The sequence below is a fragment of the Nocardiopsis mwathae genome (genome assembly GCF_014201195.1).
GTDB lineage: Bacteria > Actinomycetota > Actinomycetes > Streptosporangiales > Streptosporangiaceae > Nocardiopsis_C > Nocardiopsis_C mwathae.
In genome coordinates, this window is the sequence record NZ_JACHDS010000001.1 from 5,066,315 (window position 1) to 5,085,145 (window position 18,831).

The window sequence follows — 18,831 nt, forward strand, 5'->3', positions numbered from 1 at the left end:
ACAAACGAAAGCGCTCTGAAGAACGAGTTGCTACACCGGGTGAAGTATGTCACTCGCAATCAGGCGCGGCGTGCGTTGTGGAATATATGCGACGGTTCCTCACTCTCGGAGTTGGCTTTGGATCGTCCAATCCCTAATGCGGCTGACCGACCGCCACAGAATCAATTCGCGTAGCATCCGCAGCACAGCTGCGGGTGCTACGCCTCCGCTCAGGCATCGTACGTAACAATAGGTAGGGCAGCTCGACCATGGTTGAATTCCAAGCGGACACGTCGATATCGGCGGGGGCGATCGCCATCGTCGGTATGTCTTGCCGACTGCCGTATGCGGACAACCCCACTCAGCTGTGGCAGCTACTGCGCGACGGCCGCAGTGTGATCGGCGCGCCCCCGGCGGACCGCCCCGAACTGCCCTCTCGGCCGGGAGGCTATCTCGAGGACGTCAGCGGCTTTGATGCAGGCTTCTTCGGCATCAGTCCGCGTGAGGCGTCGTCGATGGATCCGCAGCAGCGGCTGATGCTTGAGGTCGCCTGGGAAGCACTGGAGGACGCCAGGATCCTCCCGTCCGATCTTGCCGATAGTCGGACCGGTGTCTTTGTCGGTGTTATGGCCGACGACTATGCTGCCCTCACGCATCAGCACGGGGTCGAAGGCATCACCCGCCACACCCTGACCGGTCTCAGCCGCAGCGTCGTTGCCAACCGGATCTCCTACACCCTGGGTCTGCACGGACCGAGTGTGGCCGTGGACACCGGCCAGTCCTCCTCGCTGGTCGCTGTGCACCTGGCAGTCGAGAGCCTGCGCCGCGGCGAGTCCGCCATGGCCATCGCCGGCGGTGTCAACCTCAATTTGGTGCCGGACAGCACCATCGGCGCGGAGCGTCTCGGCGCACTTTCGCCAGACGGTCTGAGCTTCACATTCGACGCGAGGGCGAATGGTTATGTACGCGGTGAGGGCGGCGCGTTCGTGGTGCTCAAGCCGCTGCATGCCGCCGTAGCAGACGGCGACTCGGTCTACTGCGTGCTGCACGGCAGCGCGATGAACAACGACGGGACGACCGAGGGTCTCACCGTACCGAGTCCGGCCGGCCAGCAGGATGTCCTGCGGCAGGCGTACGAGCGTGCCAGTGTGTCCGCGGAGCAGGTGCAGTACGTCGAATTGCACGGCACGGGTACCAAGGTGGGCGACCCGATCGAAGCGTCGGCTCTGGGCGCGGTGCTCGGTGACTGCCGCGTGGACGGAGCTGAGCTGCGGGTCGGATCGGTGAAGACCAACGTCGGGCACCTTGAGGGTGCCGCTGGCATCGTCGGCTTGCTGAAAGCGGCGCTCTGCATCCGTAACCGCGAGCTCGTGCCGAGCCTGAACTTCGAAACCCCCAACCCAGACATTCCGTTCGATGAGTTGAAGCTCGCCGTACAGCAAAGCTTCGAGCCTTGGCCGCGTCCAGACGAGCCGCTCTACGCAGGTGTCAGCTCGTTCGGTATGGGCGGTACAAACTGCCACGTCGTGCTTTCGGACTGGTGCGCTGAGTCGGTGGCGGACGAGGAGTTGCCTGGCGCTGAGTCCGGCCCGGGTCCGGTGCCGTGGGTGGTGTCGGGTAAGTCGGCTGAAGCTGTGGCTGGTCAAGCGGGGCGGCTGGTGTCGTTCCTGGAGGAGCGGCCGGAGCTGGACGTCGCGGCGGTGGGCCGTTCGCTGGCCGTATCGCGTGCTCGTTTCGATCACCGTGCGGTGGTCGTGGGGGAGACCCGTGAGGAGCTTCTTGCGGGTGTTCGGGCGTTGGCTGCTGGTGTGCCTGCGGCTGGTGTGGTGTCGGGTCGTGCGATGCCGGCGGGTTCGGTGGCGTTCCTGTTCTCGGGGCAGGGCGGTCAGCGTGTGGGTATGGGTCGTGAGTTGTATGCGGCGGAGCCGGTGTTCGCGGCTGCGTTCGACGAGGTTGTCGCGGCGTTGGATGTCCACTTGGATCGCTCGCTGGCCGGGGTGATCGAGGGCGAGCCGGAGCTTTTGGATCGGACGGTGTTCACTCAGCCGGCGTTGTTCGCGGTCGAGGTGGCCCTGTTCCGTCTGCTGTGTCATTACGGGGTGGCCCCGGATTATCTGGTGGGTCATTCGGTGGGTGAGCTGGCGGCGGCCCATGTGGCGGGTGTGCTGTGTCTTGAGGACGCTGCGCGTTTGGTGTGTGCTCGGGCGCGTCTGATGGAGGGTGTTGCCGAGGGTGGGGCGATGGTTGCCCTGAATGCGGATGAAGCGCGTGTCGCCGGGTGGCTTGAGGGTCGTTCCGGTGTGGATGTGGCCGCGTTCAACAGTCCGGCCGGCACCGTGATTTCGGGTGACGAGACTGCGGTGCTCGAAGTCCTGGAGCTGGCTCGCGGGGAGGGTGTGAAGGCGACGCGCCTGAAGGTGAGCCATGCTTTCCACTCCGCGCACTTGGACGGAATGCTGGCGGAGCTCACCGAAGTCGCTCGGACTCTGACCTATTCGGCGCCCCGGATTCCGGTGGTTTCGAATGTCACCGGTGAGGTGGTTGAGGAGTTCACTGCCGAGTACTGGGCTGTTCAGGCCCGCTCTGCGGTTCGTTTCGTCGATGGCATCGCCACGTTGGCCGGTTTTGGTGTTACGGCGTTTGTGGAGTTGGGTCCTGACGGGGCGCTCGCGGGTCTGGCGGGTGAGTGCCTGGAGGGCGGTGAGGGCGTCGTCGCGGTTCCGGTGTTGCGCAAGGGCCGTGCCGAGAAGCGTTCCCTCCTCGCCGCCTTGGGCGCTGTGCACGCACATGGTGTGGGTGTGGATTGGGAGCGGTTCCTGCCAGGTTCGGGTGTGGTGGAGCTGCCCACGTATGCCTTCCAGCGTCAACCTTTCTGGCTGGATGGTGCGGCGATCGGTCCGGACCGGGTCCGGACCGTTGCGGCAAGGCGGAGCGGTCCGAAGCGGTCCGCGCCGCGAGGCGATGAGCTGGAGTTGGTGCGTGCGCACGTGGCAGCAGTGCTCGGCCACGGATCGGCGCGCGACGTGGACATCGACACGACCTTTAAGGACCTGGGCTTCGACTCCCTCTCGGCAGTCGAGCTTCGGAACGCGCTGAATATGGCCACCGGGCTCTCGCTGCCCTCCGGCCTCCTCTTCAACTACCCGACCCCGGCCATACTCGCCGAACACCTCGGTGATCAGCTCCTCGGCCAGGGCCAGGATGACGATGAGTACGAGGCTGTAGCCCTTGACGAGCCGATCGCGATCGTGGGCATGGCATGTCGGCTGCCGGGAGGGGTCGCCTCTCCGGAGGACCTGTGGCGTTTGGTCAGCAGCGAGGTCGATGCGGTCGACGGATTCCCGACCAACCGAGGCTGGGACCTTGATTCGCTCTTCGCCCCCGATCCGGACAGCCCCGGCAAGACCTACGCCATCAAAGGTGGTTTCCTGCACGATGCGGACCGGTTTGATGCCGAGTTCTTCGGCATCAGTCCCCGCGAGGCGGCGGCGATGGATCCCCAGCAGCGGATGCTGCTGGAGACAGCCTGGGAGGCCTTCGAGCAGGCGGGAATCGACCCCGCCGCGCTGCGCGGCAGCCGCACCGGTGTGTACGTGGGCGCGACGGCACAGGAGTACGGGCCGCGGCTGCACGAGCCGTCCGACGGATACGACGGCCATCTGCTGACGGGCAACACCGCCAGTGTGGCCTCGGGTCGGCTCGCCTACACCTTCGGGCTGGAGGGCCCGGCGGTGACGGTCGACACCGCCTGCTCGTCCTCGCTCGTCGCGCTCCACCTCGCCGCGCAGTCGCTGCGACAGGGCGAGTCCTCCGTGGCCATCGCCGGCGGTGTGTCCGTCATGGCCACGCCCGGCATGTTCGTGGAGTTCTCCCGGCAGCGCGGGCTATCGCCGGACGGGCGTTGCAAGGCGTTCTCCTCGTCGGCGGACGGTACGGGCTGGGCCGAGGGTGTGGGTCTGCTGGTGCTGGAGCGGCTGTCGGACGCGGAGCGCAACGGGCACCGAGTGGTCGCGGTGATCCGTGGTTCCGCCGTGAACCAGGATGGTGCGAGCAACGGCCTGACGGCCCCGAACGGGCCTTCGCAGGAGCGGGTCATCCGCGCCGCGCTGGCCAATGCCCGCCTGTCGGCGTCCGAGGTGGACGCAGTGGAGGCGCACGGCACGGGCACCAAGCTCGGCGACCCGATCGAGGCCAACGCGCTGCTGGCCACCTACGGCCAGGACCGCGAAGAGCCGCTTCGACTCGGCTCGCTGAAGTCGAACATCGGTCACACGCAGGCCGCGGCGGGGGTCGCGGGCGTGATCAAGATGGTCATGGCCATGCGTAACGGGGTTCTCCCGGCTACGCTGCATGTGGACGAGCCGACCTCGCACGTCGATTGGTCGGCCGGCGCGGTGGAGCTGCTGACGCAGGCGCAGGAGTGGCCGGAGCTCGACCGTCCGCGCCGGGCGGGCATCTCGTCCTTCGGCATCAGCGGTACCAACGCACACCTCATCGTCGAGCAGGTCACGGAGATCGAAGCTCCGGTGGAGGAACCGCCGCTGTCGGGTCCGGTGCCGTGGGTGGTGTCGGGTAAGTCGGCTGAAGCTGTGGCTGGTCAAGCGGGGCGGCTGGTGTCGTTCCTGGAGGAGCGGCCGGAGCTGGACGTCGCGGCGGTGGGCCGTTCGCTGGCCGTATCGCGTGCTCGTTTCGATCACCGTGCGGTGGTCGTGGGGGAGACCCGTGAGGAGCTTCTTGCGGGTGTTCGGGCGTTGGCTGCTGGTGTGCCTGCGGCTGGTGTGGTGTCGGGTCGTGCGATGCCGGCGGGTTCGGTGGCGTTCCTGTTCTCGGGGCAGGGCGGTCAGCGTGTGGGTATGGGTCGTGAGTTGTATGCGGCGGAGCCGGTGTTCGCGGCTGCGTTCGACGAGGTTGTCGCGGCGTTGGATGTCCACTTGGATCGCTCGCTGGCCGGGGTGATCGAGGGCGAGCCGGAGCTTTTGGATCGGACGGTGTTCACTCAGCCGGCGTTGTTCGCGGTCGAGGTGGCCCTGTTCCGTCTGCTGTGTCATTACGGGGTGGCCCCGGATTATCTGGTGGGTCATTCGGTGGGTGAGCTGGCGGCGGCCCATGTGGCGGGTGTGCTGTGTCTTGAGGACGCTGCGCGTTTGGTGTGTGCTCGGGCGCGTCTGATGGAGGGTGTTGCCGAGGGTGGGGCGATGGTTGCCCTGAATGCGGATGAAGCGCGTGTCGCCGGGTGGCTTGAGGGTCGTTCCGGTGTGGATGTGGCCGCGTTCAACAGTCCGGCCGGCACCGTGATTTCGGGTGACGAGACTGCGGTGCTCGAAGTCCTGGAGCTGGCTCGCGGGGAGGGTGTGAAGGCGACGCGCCTGAAGGTGAGCCATGCTTTCCACTCCGCGCACTTGGACGGAATGCTGGCGGAGCTCACCGAAGTCGCTCGGACTCTGACCTATTCGGCGCCCCGGATTCCGGTGGTTTCGAATGTCACCGGTGAGGTGGTTGAGGAGTTCACTGCCGAGTACTGGGCTGTTCAGGCCCGCTCTGCGGTTCGTTTCGTCGATGGCATCGCCACGTTGGCCGGTTTTGGTGTTACGGCGTTTGTGGAGTTGGGTCCTGACGGGGCGCTCGCGGGTCTGGCGGGTGAGTGCCTGGAGGGCGGTGAGGGCGTCGTCGCGGTTCCGGTGTTGCGCAAGGGCCGTGCCGAGAAGCGTTCCCTCCTCGCCGCCTTGGGCGCTGTGCACGCACATGGTGTGGGTGTGGATTGGGAGCGGTTCCTGCCAGGTTCGGGTGTGGTGGAGCTGCCCACGTATGCCTTCCAGCGTCAACCTTTCTGGCTGGATGTGCCGCATTCCGGTGATGCGACGGGTCTGGGTCTGACGGCTGTGGATCATCCGTTGTTGGCTGTGGTGATCACGGAGCCGGATGGTGATGCGGCGCAGTTCTCGGCTGCTGTGTCGTTGTCTTCGCATCCGTGGCTGGCCGATCACGCGATCGGTGGGACGGTCCTGGTTCCGGGGACGGTGTTCCTGGAGCTCGCGGGCACCGCGGCCGAGCAGTTGGGTTACGCCGCCGTCGAGGAACTCACCCTCCAGGCACCCCTGATCCTGTCGGAGAAGACGGGAGCTCAGCTGCGGCTGACCGTCGACCGGGCCGACGCGCGCGGCGATCGTCAGTTCACCGTGTACTCGCGGACCGGCGAAGAGCAGTGGACCGCCCACGCGGTCGGCCTGCTCACGTCCTCCATCCCCTCGCCGGGCGTGTCCCTGGACCAGTGGCCCCCGGCCGATGCCACCCCCATCCCGCTGGACGGCGTCTACGACCGCCTCGACGACTTGGGCTACGGATACGGGCCGGCCTTCCACGGTCTGCGCGCCGCCTGGCGCGCCGGTGACGAACTCTTCGCCGAGGTCGCCCTGCCCGACCAGCTCCACACCGCAGCCGCGCGCTACGGTGCGCACCCCGCCCTCCTCGACGCGGCTCTGCACCCGCTCGTGCTGGAGACCGCGGCCTCGACGCAGGACGACAGCACGATCCGTCTGCCGTTCTCGTTCTCGGGCTTCGTGCTGCACGCGGTCGGTGCCACGGTGTTGCGCGTCCGCTGGACCCCTACCGGCCAGGACACGTTCCGTCTCGCTCTCGCCGACGGCGCCGGCGCTCCGGTGGCGGCGGTCGAGTCGGTCTCCCTGCGGCCGATCGCCCGCGATCAGCTCGCCGTTGCCGACTCGGCCGTGGCGCCCCTGTACCGGGTGGCCTGGGAGGCCGTCCCGGCGGCCGAGCCGGTCGCCGACCAGCGGTGGGTCCGGCTGGGCGAGGCGCCCTACGCCGACCTCACCGCGCTCAGCGCCGCGGTCGACGCCGGATCTGCCGTACCGGAGTTCGTGGTGATCGGCGAGCAGGAGCTCGTTGTCGGCATCACCGGTGGTGTGCTCGACCAGACCCACGCCACGGCGGCACGGGGGCTGGAGGTGGTGCGGGAATGGCTGGCCGCCCCGCAGTTCACGGAGAGCCGCCTCGTCCTCGTCGTACCGGACGGCGCGCTGCACATGGCCCCGCTCGTGGGCCTGATCCGTACCGCGCAGACCGAGCAGCCCGACCGACTGGTCCTCGCCCACGTGGATGAGGAGGGCCTGGAGCTGCTGCCTGCCGTGTTGGCTTCGGGTGAGCCTGAGGTGGCCGTGCGGGGCGGCGAGTTGTTCGTGCCGCGTCTGGCGCGTGCTGCGGATGTCGTGGCGGGTGTGGTGGAGGGTCTGGATCCGGAGGGTACGGTCCTGGTGACCGGTGCTCTGGGTACGTTGGGCCGTCTGGTGGCGCATCGGTTGGTGACGCATCACGGTGCGCGGCACCTGCTGTTGGTGTCGCGTCGTGGTGGTGAGACTCCGGGTGCTGCCGAGTTCGTGGCGGAGCTGGCGGAGTTGGGTGCGCGGGCTCGGGTGGCGGCGTGTGACGTGTCGGACTTCGACGCGCTGGCGGGTCTGTTGGATGAGGTCGCGGTCGAGCGTCCGCTGACTGCCGTGGTGCATACGGCGGGTGTCTTGGACGATGCGACGGTCGCGTCGCTGTCGGCCTATCAGCTGGAGCGGGTGATGCGTCCGAAGGTGGATGCGGCCTGGAACCTTCACCGCCTCACCGCGTCCGTCGACCTCGCCTCGTTCGTCATGTTCTCGTCCATCTCGGGTCTCATGGGCAACGCCGGCCAGGCCAACTACGCAGCCGCGAACACCTTCCTCGACGCCCTCGCGCAACACCGCCGCGCCCAGAACCTGCCCGCCACCTCCCTCGCGTGGAGCCTGTGGGACAGCGCCAACGGCATGGCCGGAACCCTCGCCGAGGCCGACGTCGCGCGGTGGAAGCGGAGCGGAATCGTCCCGCTGCCCCCGGAACTGGGTCTCGAAATGTTCGACGCGGCGGTCGCCTCGGCGGAGCCGCTGCTGGTCCCCGCCGAACTCGACCTGGGCGCCCTGCGCGCCCGGGCCGAGGAGAACGCGCTCCCCGAGCTGTTCACCGGCCTGGTCCGCGTCCGCCGTCGGCAGGCGGCCGGCGCCGCCCGCGGCGCAGAATCGTCGTGGGTCAAGCGGCTGATCGCACTGGCCGCGGAGGAGCGGACGCAGGCCGTACTCCAGACCGTACGAGAGACCGTGGGGCTGGTTCTCGGGCACGGGGCCAACACCGACATCGACCCGGCCAAGACCTTCACGGACACCGGCTTCGACTCCCTCACGGGTGTCGAATTGCGCAACCGGCTCAACTCGGTGACCGGTCTGCGACTGCCCACCACCCTCGTGTTCGACCACCCGTCGCCCCAGGCGGTGGCGGACTTACTGCTGGACCGGCTCGACGCGACCGGAACGGCCGTCGTCCCGTCAGCGGTCGCCCACGCCCCGGGAATGGACGAGTCGATCGCCGTGGTCGGTATGGGTTGCCGCTACCCGGGCGGGGTCTCCTCGCCGCAGGACCTCTGGCGGCTCGTGGCGGAGGGCCGGGACGCGATCGACGAGTTCCCGTCCGACCGCGGCTGGGACGTGGAAGGCCTCTTCGACCCGGACCCCGAGAAGATCGGCAAGTCGTACACGCGCAAGGGCGGATTCCTCTACGAGGCCGCCGAGTTCGATGCCGAGTTCTTCGGTCTGAGTCCGCGTGAGGCGATCGCGACCGACCCGCAGCAGCGTGTGCTGCTGGAGGTCGCGTGGGAGGCGCTGGAGCGTGCGGGCATCGACCCCGCCTCGCTGCGCGGTTCCTCGACCGGTGTCTACGCGGGTGTGATGTACAACGACTACGGGTCGCGGCTGGGGAGTGCTCCGGAGGGCTTCGAGGGACATTTGCTGACGGGCACGATCTCGAGTGTCCTGTCGGGTCGGGTGGCTTACACGTTCGGTCTTGAGGGGCCGGCGGTGACGCTGGACACGGCGTGTTCCTCGTCGCTGGTAGCGGTGCACCAGGCCGCTCAGGCGCTGCGCCAGGGCGAGTGCTCGATGGCACTCGCCGGCGGTGTCACCGTGATGTCCACGCCAACGACCTTTGTCGAGTTTTCGCGTCAGCGTGGTCTGTCTCCGGACGGGACCTGCAAGTCGTTCGCGGCCTCGGCGGACGGTACGGGTTGGGCCGAGGGTGCGGGCATACTGGTGCTGGAGCGGCTGTCGGACGCTCAGCGGCTCGGGCACAACATCCTTGGCGTGATCCGTGGTTCCGCGGTTAACCAGGACGGTGCGAGCAACGGCCTCACCGCCCCCAACGGGCCCTCGCAGGAACGCGTCATCCGCCAGGCCCTCGCCAACGCCCGCCTTGCTCCGCACGAGGTGGACGCGGTCGAGGCGCACGGCACCGGTACCCGGCTCGGTGACCCGATCGAGGCCAACGCGTTGCTGGCCACCTACGGCCAGGACCGCGAAGAGCCGCTGCGTCTGGGATCGATCAAGTCGAACATCGGTCACACGCAGGCTGCCGCGGGTGTCGCGGGCATCATCAAGATGCTGATGGCGATGCGTAACGGGGAGCTTCCGGCGACACTGCACGTGGACGAGCCGACGCCGCACGTCGACTGGTCGACGGGTGCGGTGGAGCTGGTCACCGAGCGTCGGGCGTGGCCGGAGGTGGCGCGTCCGCGTCGCGCGGCCGTGTCCTCGTTCGGTATCAGTGGTACGAACGCGCATGTGGTCCTGGAGCAGGGCCCTGAGCCGGTCGTGGCCGGTGAGCGGGTGGTGGCGGGGCTTCCGCTGGTGGTCTCGGCGAAAAGCGAGGCGGCCCTGGCGGCGCGTGCCGACCAGGTGCGTGAGCTGCTGGCCTCGGAGACCGCCGATCCGGCGCGGGTGGCTGCTGCTCTCGTGACCCGGGCCCCGCACCTCCCCTTCCGGGCGGCGGTTTCGGGCGTCGGCCGGGATGAGCTGTCGGCGGGTCTTGAGGCGCTGGCCTCAGGTGGGTCTGCGGCGAACCTGGTGCAGGGTGCGGCCACGGGCTCGGGCAAGACGGTGTTCGTGTTCCCGGGTCAGGGTTCGCAGTGGCAGGGCATGGCTCTGGAACTTTTGGACTCCTCCCCGGTGTTCGCCGCCCGGCTGGTGGAGTGTGAGCGGGCGCTGGCGCCGTTCACGGACTGGTCGCTGCTGGATGTCCTGCGCGGTGTGGAGGGTGCGCCCGGTTTCGATCGGGTGGAGGTGGTGCAGCCGGCGCTGTGGGCCGTGATGGTGTCCCTGGCCGCGTTGTGGCGTTCGGTGGGTATCGAGCCGGATGCGGTGATCGGTCACTCGCAGGGTGAGATCGCGGCGGCCGCGGTGTCGGGGGCGCTGTCGCTGGACGACGCGGCGAAGGTCGTGGCGTTGCGCAGCCGGGCGATCGTGAAGCTGGCGGGTACGGGCGGGATGGTCTCGGTGGCCCTGCCGACCGACGAGGTCCGCGAGCTCATCACCCGTTGGGACGGCGCCATCGACATCGCGGCACACAACGGCCCGCGTTCCGTCATCGTCGCCGGAGAGGTGACCGCTCTTGAGGAGATGGTCGCCTACTGCAAGGACAACAACATGCGCGCCAAGCGCATCCCGGTCGACTACGCCTCCCACTCCGCGCACGTCGAAAGCCTGCGGGACGAGCTTCTCGACGCCCTGTCCTCGCTCACCCCGCGCGCCGTCAAGGTGCCCTTCCTTTCCACCGTCATCGGGCAGCCGCTGGACGGCACGGAGCTCGACGGCTCGTACTGGTTCCGCAACCTGCGCCAGACCGTCCAGCTGGAGGAAGCCATCCGGACCCTGCTCGACCAGGGCCACCGCGTCTTCATCGAGGCCAGCGCCCACCCGGTGCTGACCATCGCGCTCCAAGAGACGATCGACGACACGTCGTACGACAGCGCCGTCACCGTGCCCTCGCTCCACCGTGACGAGGGCGGACTCGACGACTTCCTCGCCTCCGCGGCGCAGGCCCACGTCTCGGGCGCCCCGCTCGACTGGGCTGCCGTGGTCGGCGGACCCGGCGCGGTCGTCGACCTGCCGACCTACCCCTTCCAGCGCCGACGCCACTGGCTGGAGGGCCCGACGCCGGCCGGGGACGCCGGCGGGCTCGGCATGGCCGCCGAGCGGCACCCGCTCATCGGCGCCGCGCTCTGGATGGCCGACGAGGACAAGCTGGTCCTGAGCAGCAGGGTTGCCCTGAACACGCAGCCCTGGCTGGCGGACCACGCCGTGGCCGACACCGTGCTGCTCCCCGGTACCGCCTTCGTGGACCTCGCCATCCGGGCGGGTGACCACACGGGCCTCGACCAGCTCGACGAGCTGACCCTCCAGGCACCGCTGGTGCTGGCCGACCGCGGCGGAGTACAGCTCCAGGTCGTGGTCGAGGCTCCGGACGAGGAGGGCCGACGCGCGATGTCGGTCCACTCTCGCCCGGAGCCCGAGGCCGACGACCCCGCGATCCACCCGTGGACCCTGCACGCCACCGGCGTACTGGGTCACGCGGAAGGACGTGCGAGCGTACCGGCCGACACCGCCTGGCCCCCGTCCGGCGCCGAGCCGGTCGACCTGACGGCGGCGTACGACACGCTCGCCGAGCGGGGCTTCCAGTACGGACCCGCCTTCCGGGGCCTGCGGGCGCTGTGGCGTGCCGGTCAGGAGATGTTCGCCGAGGTCGCGCTCCCGAAGGACGTCCCCCCGGGCGAGTTCGGGATCCACCCGGCCCTTCTCGACGCCGCCCTGCACCCGCTGGCACTCGCGGAGGGCGGCCGCCTGGTGCTGCCGTTCGCCTGGACCGGCGTTCGGCTGCACGCGGTGAACGCCGGCGTGCTGCGCGTACGTGTCACCCCGGAAGGCTCGGGTGCCGCCCTGTCCCTCGTCGACGCGAGCGGTGCGCCGGTCGCGTCGGTGAAGACGCTCAGCCTGCGGGCCGTGGACCCCGCGCAGCCGGCTGGCTCGGGCACCCCTCGCCAGCCGCTGCTCCAGGTGGAGTGGACGACCGCCCCGGAGGCCGCCCCGGCCGCCGGATGGGCCGTCCTCGACGAGTCCGGCCACGGTCTGCCCGCCCCTCTGGGCAGCTACTCGGACCTCGCCGGCATTGTCGGAACCCCGCCGCTCGTCGTGGTCCCCTTCTCCGGCGAGGACGGCCCCGGCGCCGTGGCGCACCGGGCCCTGCGGCTGGCCCAGGAGTGGCTCGCCGAGGAGCGGTTCGCCGACTCGCGCCTGGTCTTCGCGACCCGGGACGCAACCACCGCCCGCACGGAGGCCGGACTCGCCTCGGCTCCCGCCTGGGGGCTGGTGCGTACCGCCATGGCCGAGAACCCCGACCGGTTCGGCCTGCTGGACCTGACGGACTGGGACCTCTGCGAGGCCGAGCTCGGCCGTGCGCTGGCCGTACCGGACGCGCAGGTGAGCCTGCGGAACGGGGCACTGCTCGTACCGCGGCTGGTCGCGTCGTCGGCGACGGGCGACACCGTTCCCGCCCTGAACCCCGAGGGCACCGTGCTCATCACGGGCGCTACCGGCACCCTGGGCCGGCTGTTCGCCCGCCACCTCGTCGCCGAACATGGCGTACGGCACCTGCTGCTGGCGAGCCGCCGCGGCCGGGGCGCGGCGAGCATGCTGGAGCTGGAGGCTGAACTCGCGGCCCACGGAGCCGACGTGTCCGTGGTCGCCTGTGACACGGCCGACCGCATGGCGGTCGCCGCGATGCTTGACGCGATCCCCTCGGAACACCCGCTCACCGCGGTGCTGCACACCGCCGGCGTCCTCGACGACGGCACGCTGCACGCCCTCACGGCCGAGCAGCTCGACACCGTACTGCGCCCCAAGGTCGATGCCGCCCGGCACCTGCACGAGCTGACGGCCGACCTGGAACTGGATGCGTTTGTCCTGTTCTCCTCGCTGGCCGGTACGGTCGGCACCGCGGGACAGGCCAACTACGCCGCGGCCAACACCTATCTGGACGCCCTCGCGCACCACCGCCAAGCCCTGGGCCTGCCTGGTACGTCGCTGGCATGGGGCCTGTGGGCCGAGGGCAGCGGGATGACCGGTCACCTGACCGACGCCGACCTCGCCCGCATGTCCCGGGGCGGCATCGCCCCCATCGGCAGCGAGCAGGGGCTGGCGCTGTTCGACGCGGCCCTCGCGACCCGTCGGCCGGTGCTCGTTCCTGCGCTGCTGGACTACACCGGACTGCGAGCACAGCGCGAGGACGGCACCCTGCCCGCGCTCTTCCACGGCCTGGTGCGCCCGGCGCGGCGCACCGTCGTCGGCGATCAGGCGGGCGGGAACTCCCTCCGGGAACGCCTGGCGCCCCTGGCCCCAAAGGACCAGGAGCGCGCGCTGCTGGAACTGGTCCGCGGCGTGGTGGCCTCCGTACTGGGGCACACCGACGCCGACCAGGTCGCGTCCGACCGGGCCTTCAACGAGCTGGGCTTCGACTCGCTCAAGGCAGTGGAACTGCGCAACCGGCTGAACACGGCCGCAGGTCTGAAGCTGCCCGCGACGCTGGTGTTCGACCACCCGAACACGGTCGAGCTGGCCGGCTTCCTCCGGACCGAACTGCTCGGCTCGGCCGCCGCGGTGGCCGAGGCCGAACCGGTCGTCGGCGCCTCCGACGAGCCGATCGCGATCGTCGCGATGGCCTGCCGCTACCCGGGCGAGGTCAGCTCCCCGGAGGAGCTGTGGGCGCTGCTGTCCGACGAGCGGGACGCCATCGGCCCGTTCCCGAACGACCGCGGCTGGGACCTGGACGGCCTGTACGACGCGGACCCCGACCACCCGGGCACCTCGTACACCCGGCACGGCGGATTCCTCTACCAGGCGTCGCAGTTCGACCCCGAGCTCTTCGGGGTGAGCGCCCGGGAGGCCACCGCCATCGACCCGCAGCAGCGCCTGCTGCTGGAAATCTGCTGGGAAGCGTTCGAGCGCGCGGGCATCGACCCGACCGCTGTCAAGGGCAGCCAGACCGGTGTGATCGCCGGTGTCATGGCCAACGACTACGCGGCACGCCTGAAGGACGCCCCCGAGGCCTTGGAGGGCTACCTGTCGGTCGGCAGCACGGTCAGTGTCGCCTCCGGCCGCGTCGCCTACACCTTCGGCCTGCAGGGACCGGCGATCACCGTCGACACCGCCTGCTCCTCCTCGCTCGTCTCCATCCACCTCGCCGCGCAGGCGCTGCGGAACGGCGAATGCGGGCTGGCCCTGGCCGGCGGTGTGACCGTACTGGCCTCGCCCAGCCTGTTCGTGGAATTCAGCCGGCAGCGCGGCCTGGCACCGGACGGCCGGTGCAAGGCCTTCTCCGCGCAGGCGGACGGGGCGGCCTGGGCCGAAGGCGCCGGAATCCTCCTGCTGGAGCGGCTCTCCGACGCCCAGCGCAACGGCCGCCGGATCCTCGGCGTGATCCGCGGAACCGCCGTCAACCAGGATGGTGCGAGCAACGGCCTCACCGCCCCCAACGGCCCCTCCCAGGAGCGGGTGATCCGCCAAGCCCTGACCAACGCGGGCCTGACCACCGCGGACGTCGACGCGCTGGAGGCCCACGGCACCGGCACCACGCTGGGCGACCCGATCGAGGCCCAGGCCGTACTCGCCACCTACGGGCAGGAGCGCCCGTCGCCCCTCCTGATGGGCTCCCTGAAGTCCAACATCGGACACTCCCAGGCCGCCGCCGGTGTGGCCGGCGTCATCAAGATGGTCATGGCGATGCAGCACGGCGTGCTCCCCAAGAGCCTCCACATCGACGAGCCCAGCCCGCACGTGGACTGGTCCGCCGGCGAGGTGGACCTGCTCTCCGAGGCGGTGCCGTGGCCCGAGTCCGAGCGGCCGCGCCGGGCGGGGATCTCGTCCTTCGGCATCAGCGGCACCAATGCCCACGTCATCGTGGAGCAGCCGTCGGCCGAGAGGACGGTCCCATCGGCCGAGCCGATGCCGGTCGTGCCGCTGCTGCTGTCCGCGCACAACGCCGCGGCCCTGCAGGCGCAGGCCGACCGGGTGGGCGCGGCCCTCGCCGACACCGGGAAGCAGGACCTGGCATCGACGGGCCGGACCCTGGCCCTCGGACGGGCCGGACTGCCGCACCGCGCCGTGGTAGTGGCCTCCAGCGCCACCGAAGCGGTCGACGGATGCGCGGCACTGACCGTGCGGGGTACACCCGTGGAAGGCCGTACGGCCTTCCTCTTCACCGGTCAGGGCAGCCAGCGACTCGGCATGGGCCGGGAGCTGCACACCGCCTACCCCGCCTACGCCGAGGCCCTGGACGCCGTATGCGAAGACCTCGACCAATGGCTGGAAACGCCGCTGCTCGACGTCCTCTTCGGTGAGGACCCGGCGCCGCTGGACCAGACCGGCTTCACGCAGGCCGCCCTGTTCGCAACCGAGGTCGCGCTCTTCCGACTCCTCGAAGGCTGGGGCGTACGGCCGGACTTCCTCGCGGGCCACTCCATCGGTGAGCTGGCCGCCGCGCACGTCGCAGGCGTCCTGCCGCTGGCGGACGCGTCGCAGCTCGTCGCGGCCCGCGGTCGGCTGATGCAGGCACTGCCCGGCGGCGGCGCGATGCTCGCCGTGCAGGCCGAGGAGCAGGAGGTGCTGCCGCTGCTCGCCGGACGGGAGGACCTGCTGGACATCGCCGCCGTCAACGGCCCCACCTCCGTGGTGCTCTCGGGCGACGCGGAAGCAGTCGAGGCCATCGGGGCCGAACTCTCCGCCCAGGGACGCAGGACCAAGCGACTGCGCGTCAGCCACGCCTTCCACTCCCCGCACATGGACGCGATGCTGGACGAATTCCAGACGGTCGCGAAGGGGCTCAGGTTCGCCGCGCCCACCATCCCGATCGTCTCCACCCTGACCGGGCAGCCGGTCGGCGCCGAGGAACTGACCACGCCCGAGTACTGGGTCCGGCACGTCCGTCGGCCCGTGCGCTTCCTGGACGCGGCACGCGTCCTGCAGTCCGAAGGCGTACGGACCTTCCTGGAGCTCGGCCCGGACGGCGTGCTCAGCGCGATGGGACAGGACTTCCTCGACGCGGGATCGCTCCTGGTCCCGCTGCTGCGCGGTGGGCGCCCCGAGCCGCACACCGCCGTCACCGCTCTGGCCCACGCCCACGTACGGGGCGTGCCGGTGGACTGGCGCGCACTGTTCGGCGAGAACGCCGGACCGGCCGCGGACCTGCCGACCTACCCCTTCCAGCGCCAGCGCTACTGGCTCACGGAGGGGCCGAGCGGCGGCGACGTCACCTCGGCCGGACTCGACTCCGCACGGCACCCGCTGCTCGGGGCCGCGGTTCCGCTCGCCGACTCCGATGGTGTCCTGTTCACCGGCCGGATCTCGACCCGCAGCCACCCCTGGTTCGCTGACCATGCCGTGGCCGGCGCCCTGCTCGTCCCGGGCACGGCCCTGGTGGAGCTCGCGCTCCACGCGGGCGCCGCACTCGGCTGCGAGCGGCTGGAGGAACTCACCCTCCAGGAACCCCTGGTCCTTCCCGACGAGGGTGCGCTCCAGCTCCAGATCACCGTCGGCGGCCCTGACGGAGACGGCCGCAGGCCCGTCGCCGTCCACTCGCGCGGGGACCAGGAAGGCGACGTCTGGAACCGGCACGCCACCGGAACCGTGGTGGCCGCCGTTCCCGGCGGCCCCGAACCCGACCTCGCGTCCTGGCCTCCGGCCGGCGCCGAGCCCCAGCCGGTCGAGGACCTGTACGACCGCCTCGCCGACCAGGGGTACGGCTACGGCCCCGCCTTCCAGGGCCTCCAGGCGGCATGGCGCTCGGGCGAGGACCTCTACGCCGAGGTACGGCTGTCCGTTGACCCTGATGGATTCTCCCTGCACCCGGCACTGTTCGACGCCGCGCTGCACACACTGCTCTTGGAGGAGTCGGCCGGACTGCGGCTGCCCTTCTCCTTCGGCGGCGTCCAGCTGACCGGGTCCCGGACCGGCACCCTGCGGGTCAAGCTGTCGGCCGGCCCGGACGGAACGGCCGCGGTCAGCATCGCCGATGAGACGGGCGCGCCGGTCGCCACCGTCGCATCGCTCGCCCTGAGAGCCCTGCCGGCGGGGACCGCGCTGACCCGCCCCTCCGACCAGCACGTGTACGCGGTACAGCGGGTCGGTGTGGAACTCCCCACCGGTGGCGACACGACCATCGTGGTCCTCGGCGAGGCCGACCTCGGACTCGTAGCCGAGCACCGCGCCGACCTCGCCGACCTGGCCGCCGCGACGGCGGACGGCGCGGCCGCACCCGACGTGGTCGTCCTTCCGGTACGCCCGGCCACTCCGCAGGAGACCGGCCGGGTCACGGAGGAGGTGCTGGCGGTACTGCGGCAGTGGCTCACCACCGACGCGTCGGCCGGTGCGCGGCTCGTCGTGGTCAGCACCGGGGAACTGGCGCACAGCGCACTCTCCGGGCTGATGCGGACCGCCGAGTCGGAACACCCGGGACGTTTCCAGCACGTGATCACGGACGGCCTGCCGGCCGACCGCGAGCTGCTGACCGCGGCCCTGGCCGACCCCCGACCGCAGCTCGAACTGCACGAGGGACAGGCCTACGTGACCCGGCTCACCAAGGTCCCGTACCCGGTCCGGCCCCCGGACGTCGACGACGCGTTCGACCCGGAGCGTACGGTGCTGATCACCGGTGGCACAGGCGCACTCGGAGCCCAGGTCGCCCGGCACCTGGTGACCGCCCGCGGCGCCCGTCGCCTGCTCCTCGCCAGCCGGCGAGGTGGGGCAGAGGACCTGGTCGCCGAACTGACGGCGCTCGGCGCGGACGTACGGGTCGCGGCATGCGACGCGGCCGACCGCGACGCGCTGGCCGGGCTGCTCGCCTCGATCCCGGACGAGCACCCGCTCACCGCGGTCGTGCACGCAGCCGGAGTCGTCGAGGACGCCACGCTGGAGGCCATGAGCCCGGAGAGCCTCTCCCGGGTCCTGCGGCCGAAGGCGGAAGCCGCCTGGAACCTGCACGAGCTGACCGCCGGACTGGAGCTGACGGACTTCGTCCTCTTCTCTTCCGTCGCCGGCCTGGTGGGCAATGCCGGACAGGCCAACTACGCCGCCGGCAACACCTTCCTGGACTCGCTCGCCGAACACCGGAGCGCCGAAGGACTGCCCGCCGTGTCCCTCGCCTGGGGTATGTGGCAGGACGGCATGGCGAGCGACATCGACCGTGCCGACCGGGCCAGGCTCGCACGCAACGGGATCCTGCCGATGCCGACCGACCGGGCACTCGCCGCCCTCGACGCGGCCCTTGCCGGAGCCAAGGCGCCACAAGCCGACGGCGAAGCGGGGACCCGACTGGTGCTCGCACCGGTGGCACTCGACCTTGCGGTACTGCGGAGCCTCGGGGACGCACTGCCCGAGCTGTACCGGGGCCTGGTACGCCCCGAGCGCCGAACCGGCCGGCGTACCTCCGCTCGAGCGGAGATCCCGCTGGCGCGGCGGCTCACGGGCCTGGACGTGGAAGAGCAGCAGCAGCTGCTGCTCGACTTCGTCAGGGAACAGGTCGGCACCGTCCTGACCCACCCGGCCCCGCGGACGATCGACGTCCAGCGCGGACTGCTGGACCTGGGCTTCGACTCCCTCACCGCGGTCGAACTGCGCAACAGGCTGAACACCGCCACCGGACTGCGGTTGCCCAGCACGCTCGTCTTCGACCACCCGACCACCCAAGCCGTCGCCGAATACCTGCGGGGCGAGCTGGTCGGCGAAGCGGCAGACCCGGTCCAGGCAGCCCTGGACGCACTTGAGGCCGCTCTCTCGGCCGCCGGCCCGTCGGACGGCGACGGACCGGCAGAAACCTACGCCGCGCGGCTGCGCGGCCTGCTTCGGACAGTGGACGGCGGCCCCGACGGTCCCGACGGCCCCGACCTCGACCAGGCAACCGACGACGAACTCTTCGCCGCACTTGACTACGAACTCGGCAGGTAGA

Annotated in this window: 1 protein-coding gene; it reads left to right on the plus strand. The window is 70.5% G+C overall.

The window, feature by feature from the left end; translation table 11 throughout:
- Nucleotides 1–248 precede the first annotated feature (248 nt).
- A complete protein-coding gene (locus HNR23_RS22335; RefSeq protein WP_184078432.1) occupies nt 249–18,830 on the plus strand; it encodes a type I polyketide synthase in 18,582 nt (6,193 codons plus the stop codon).
- Nucleotide 18,831 lies beyond the last annotated feature (1 nt).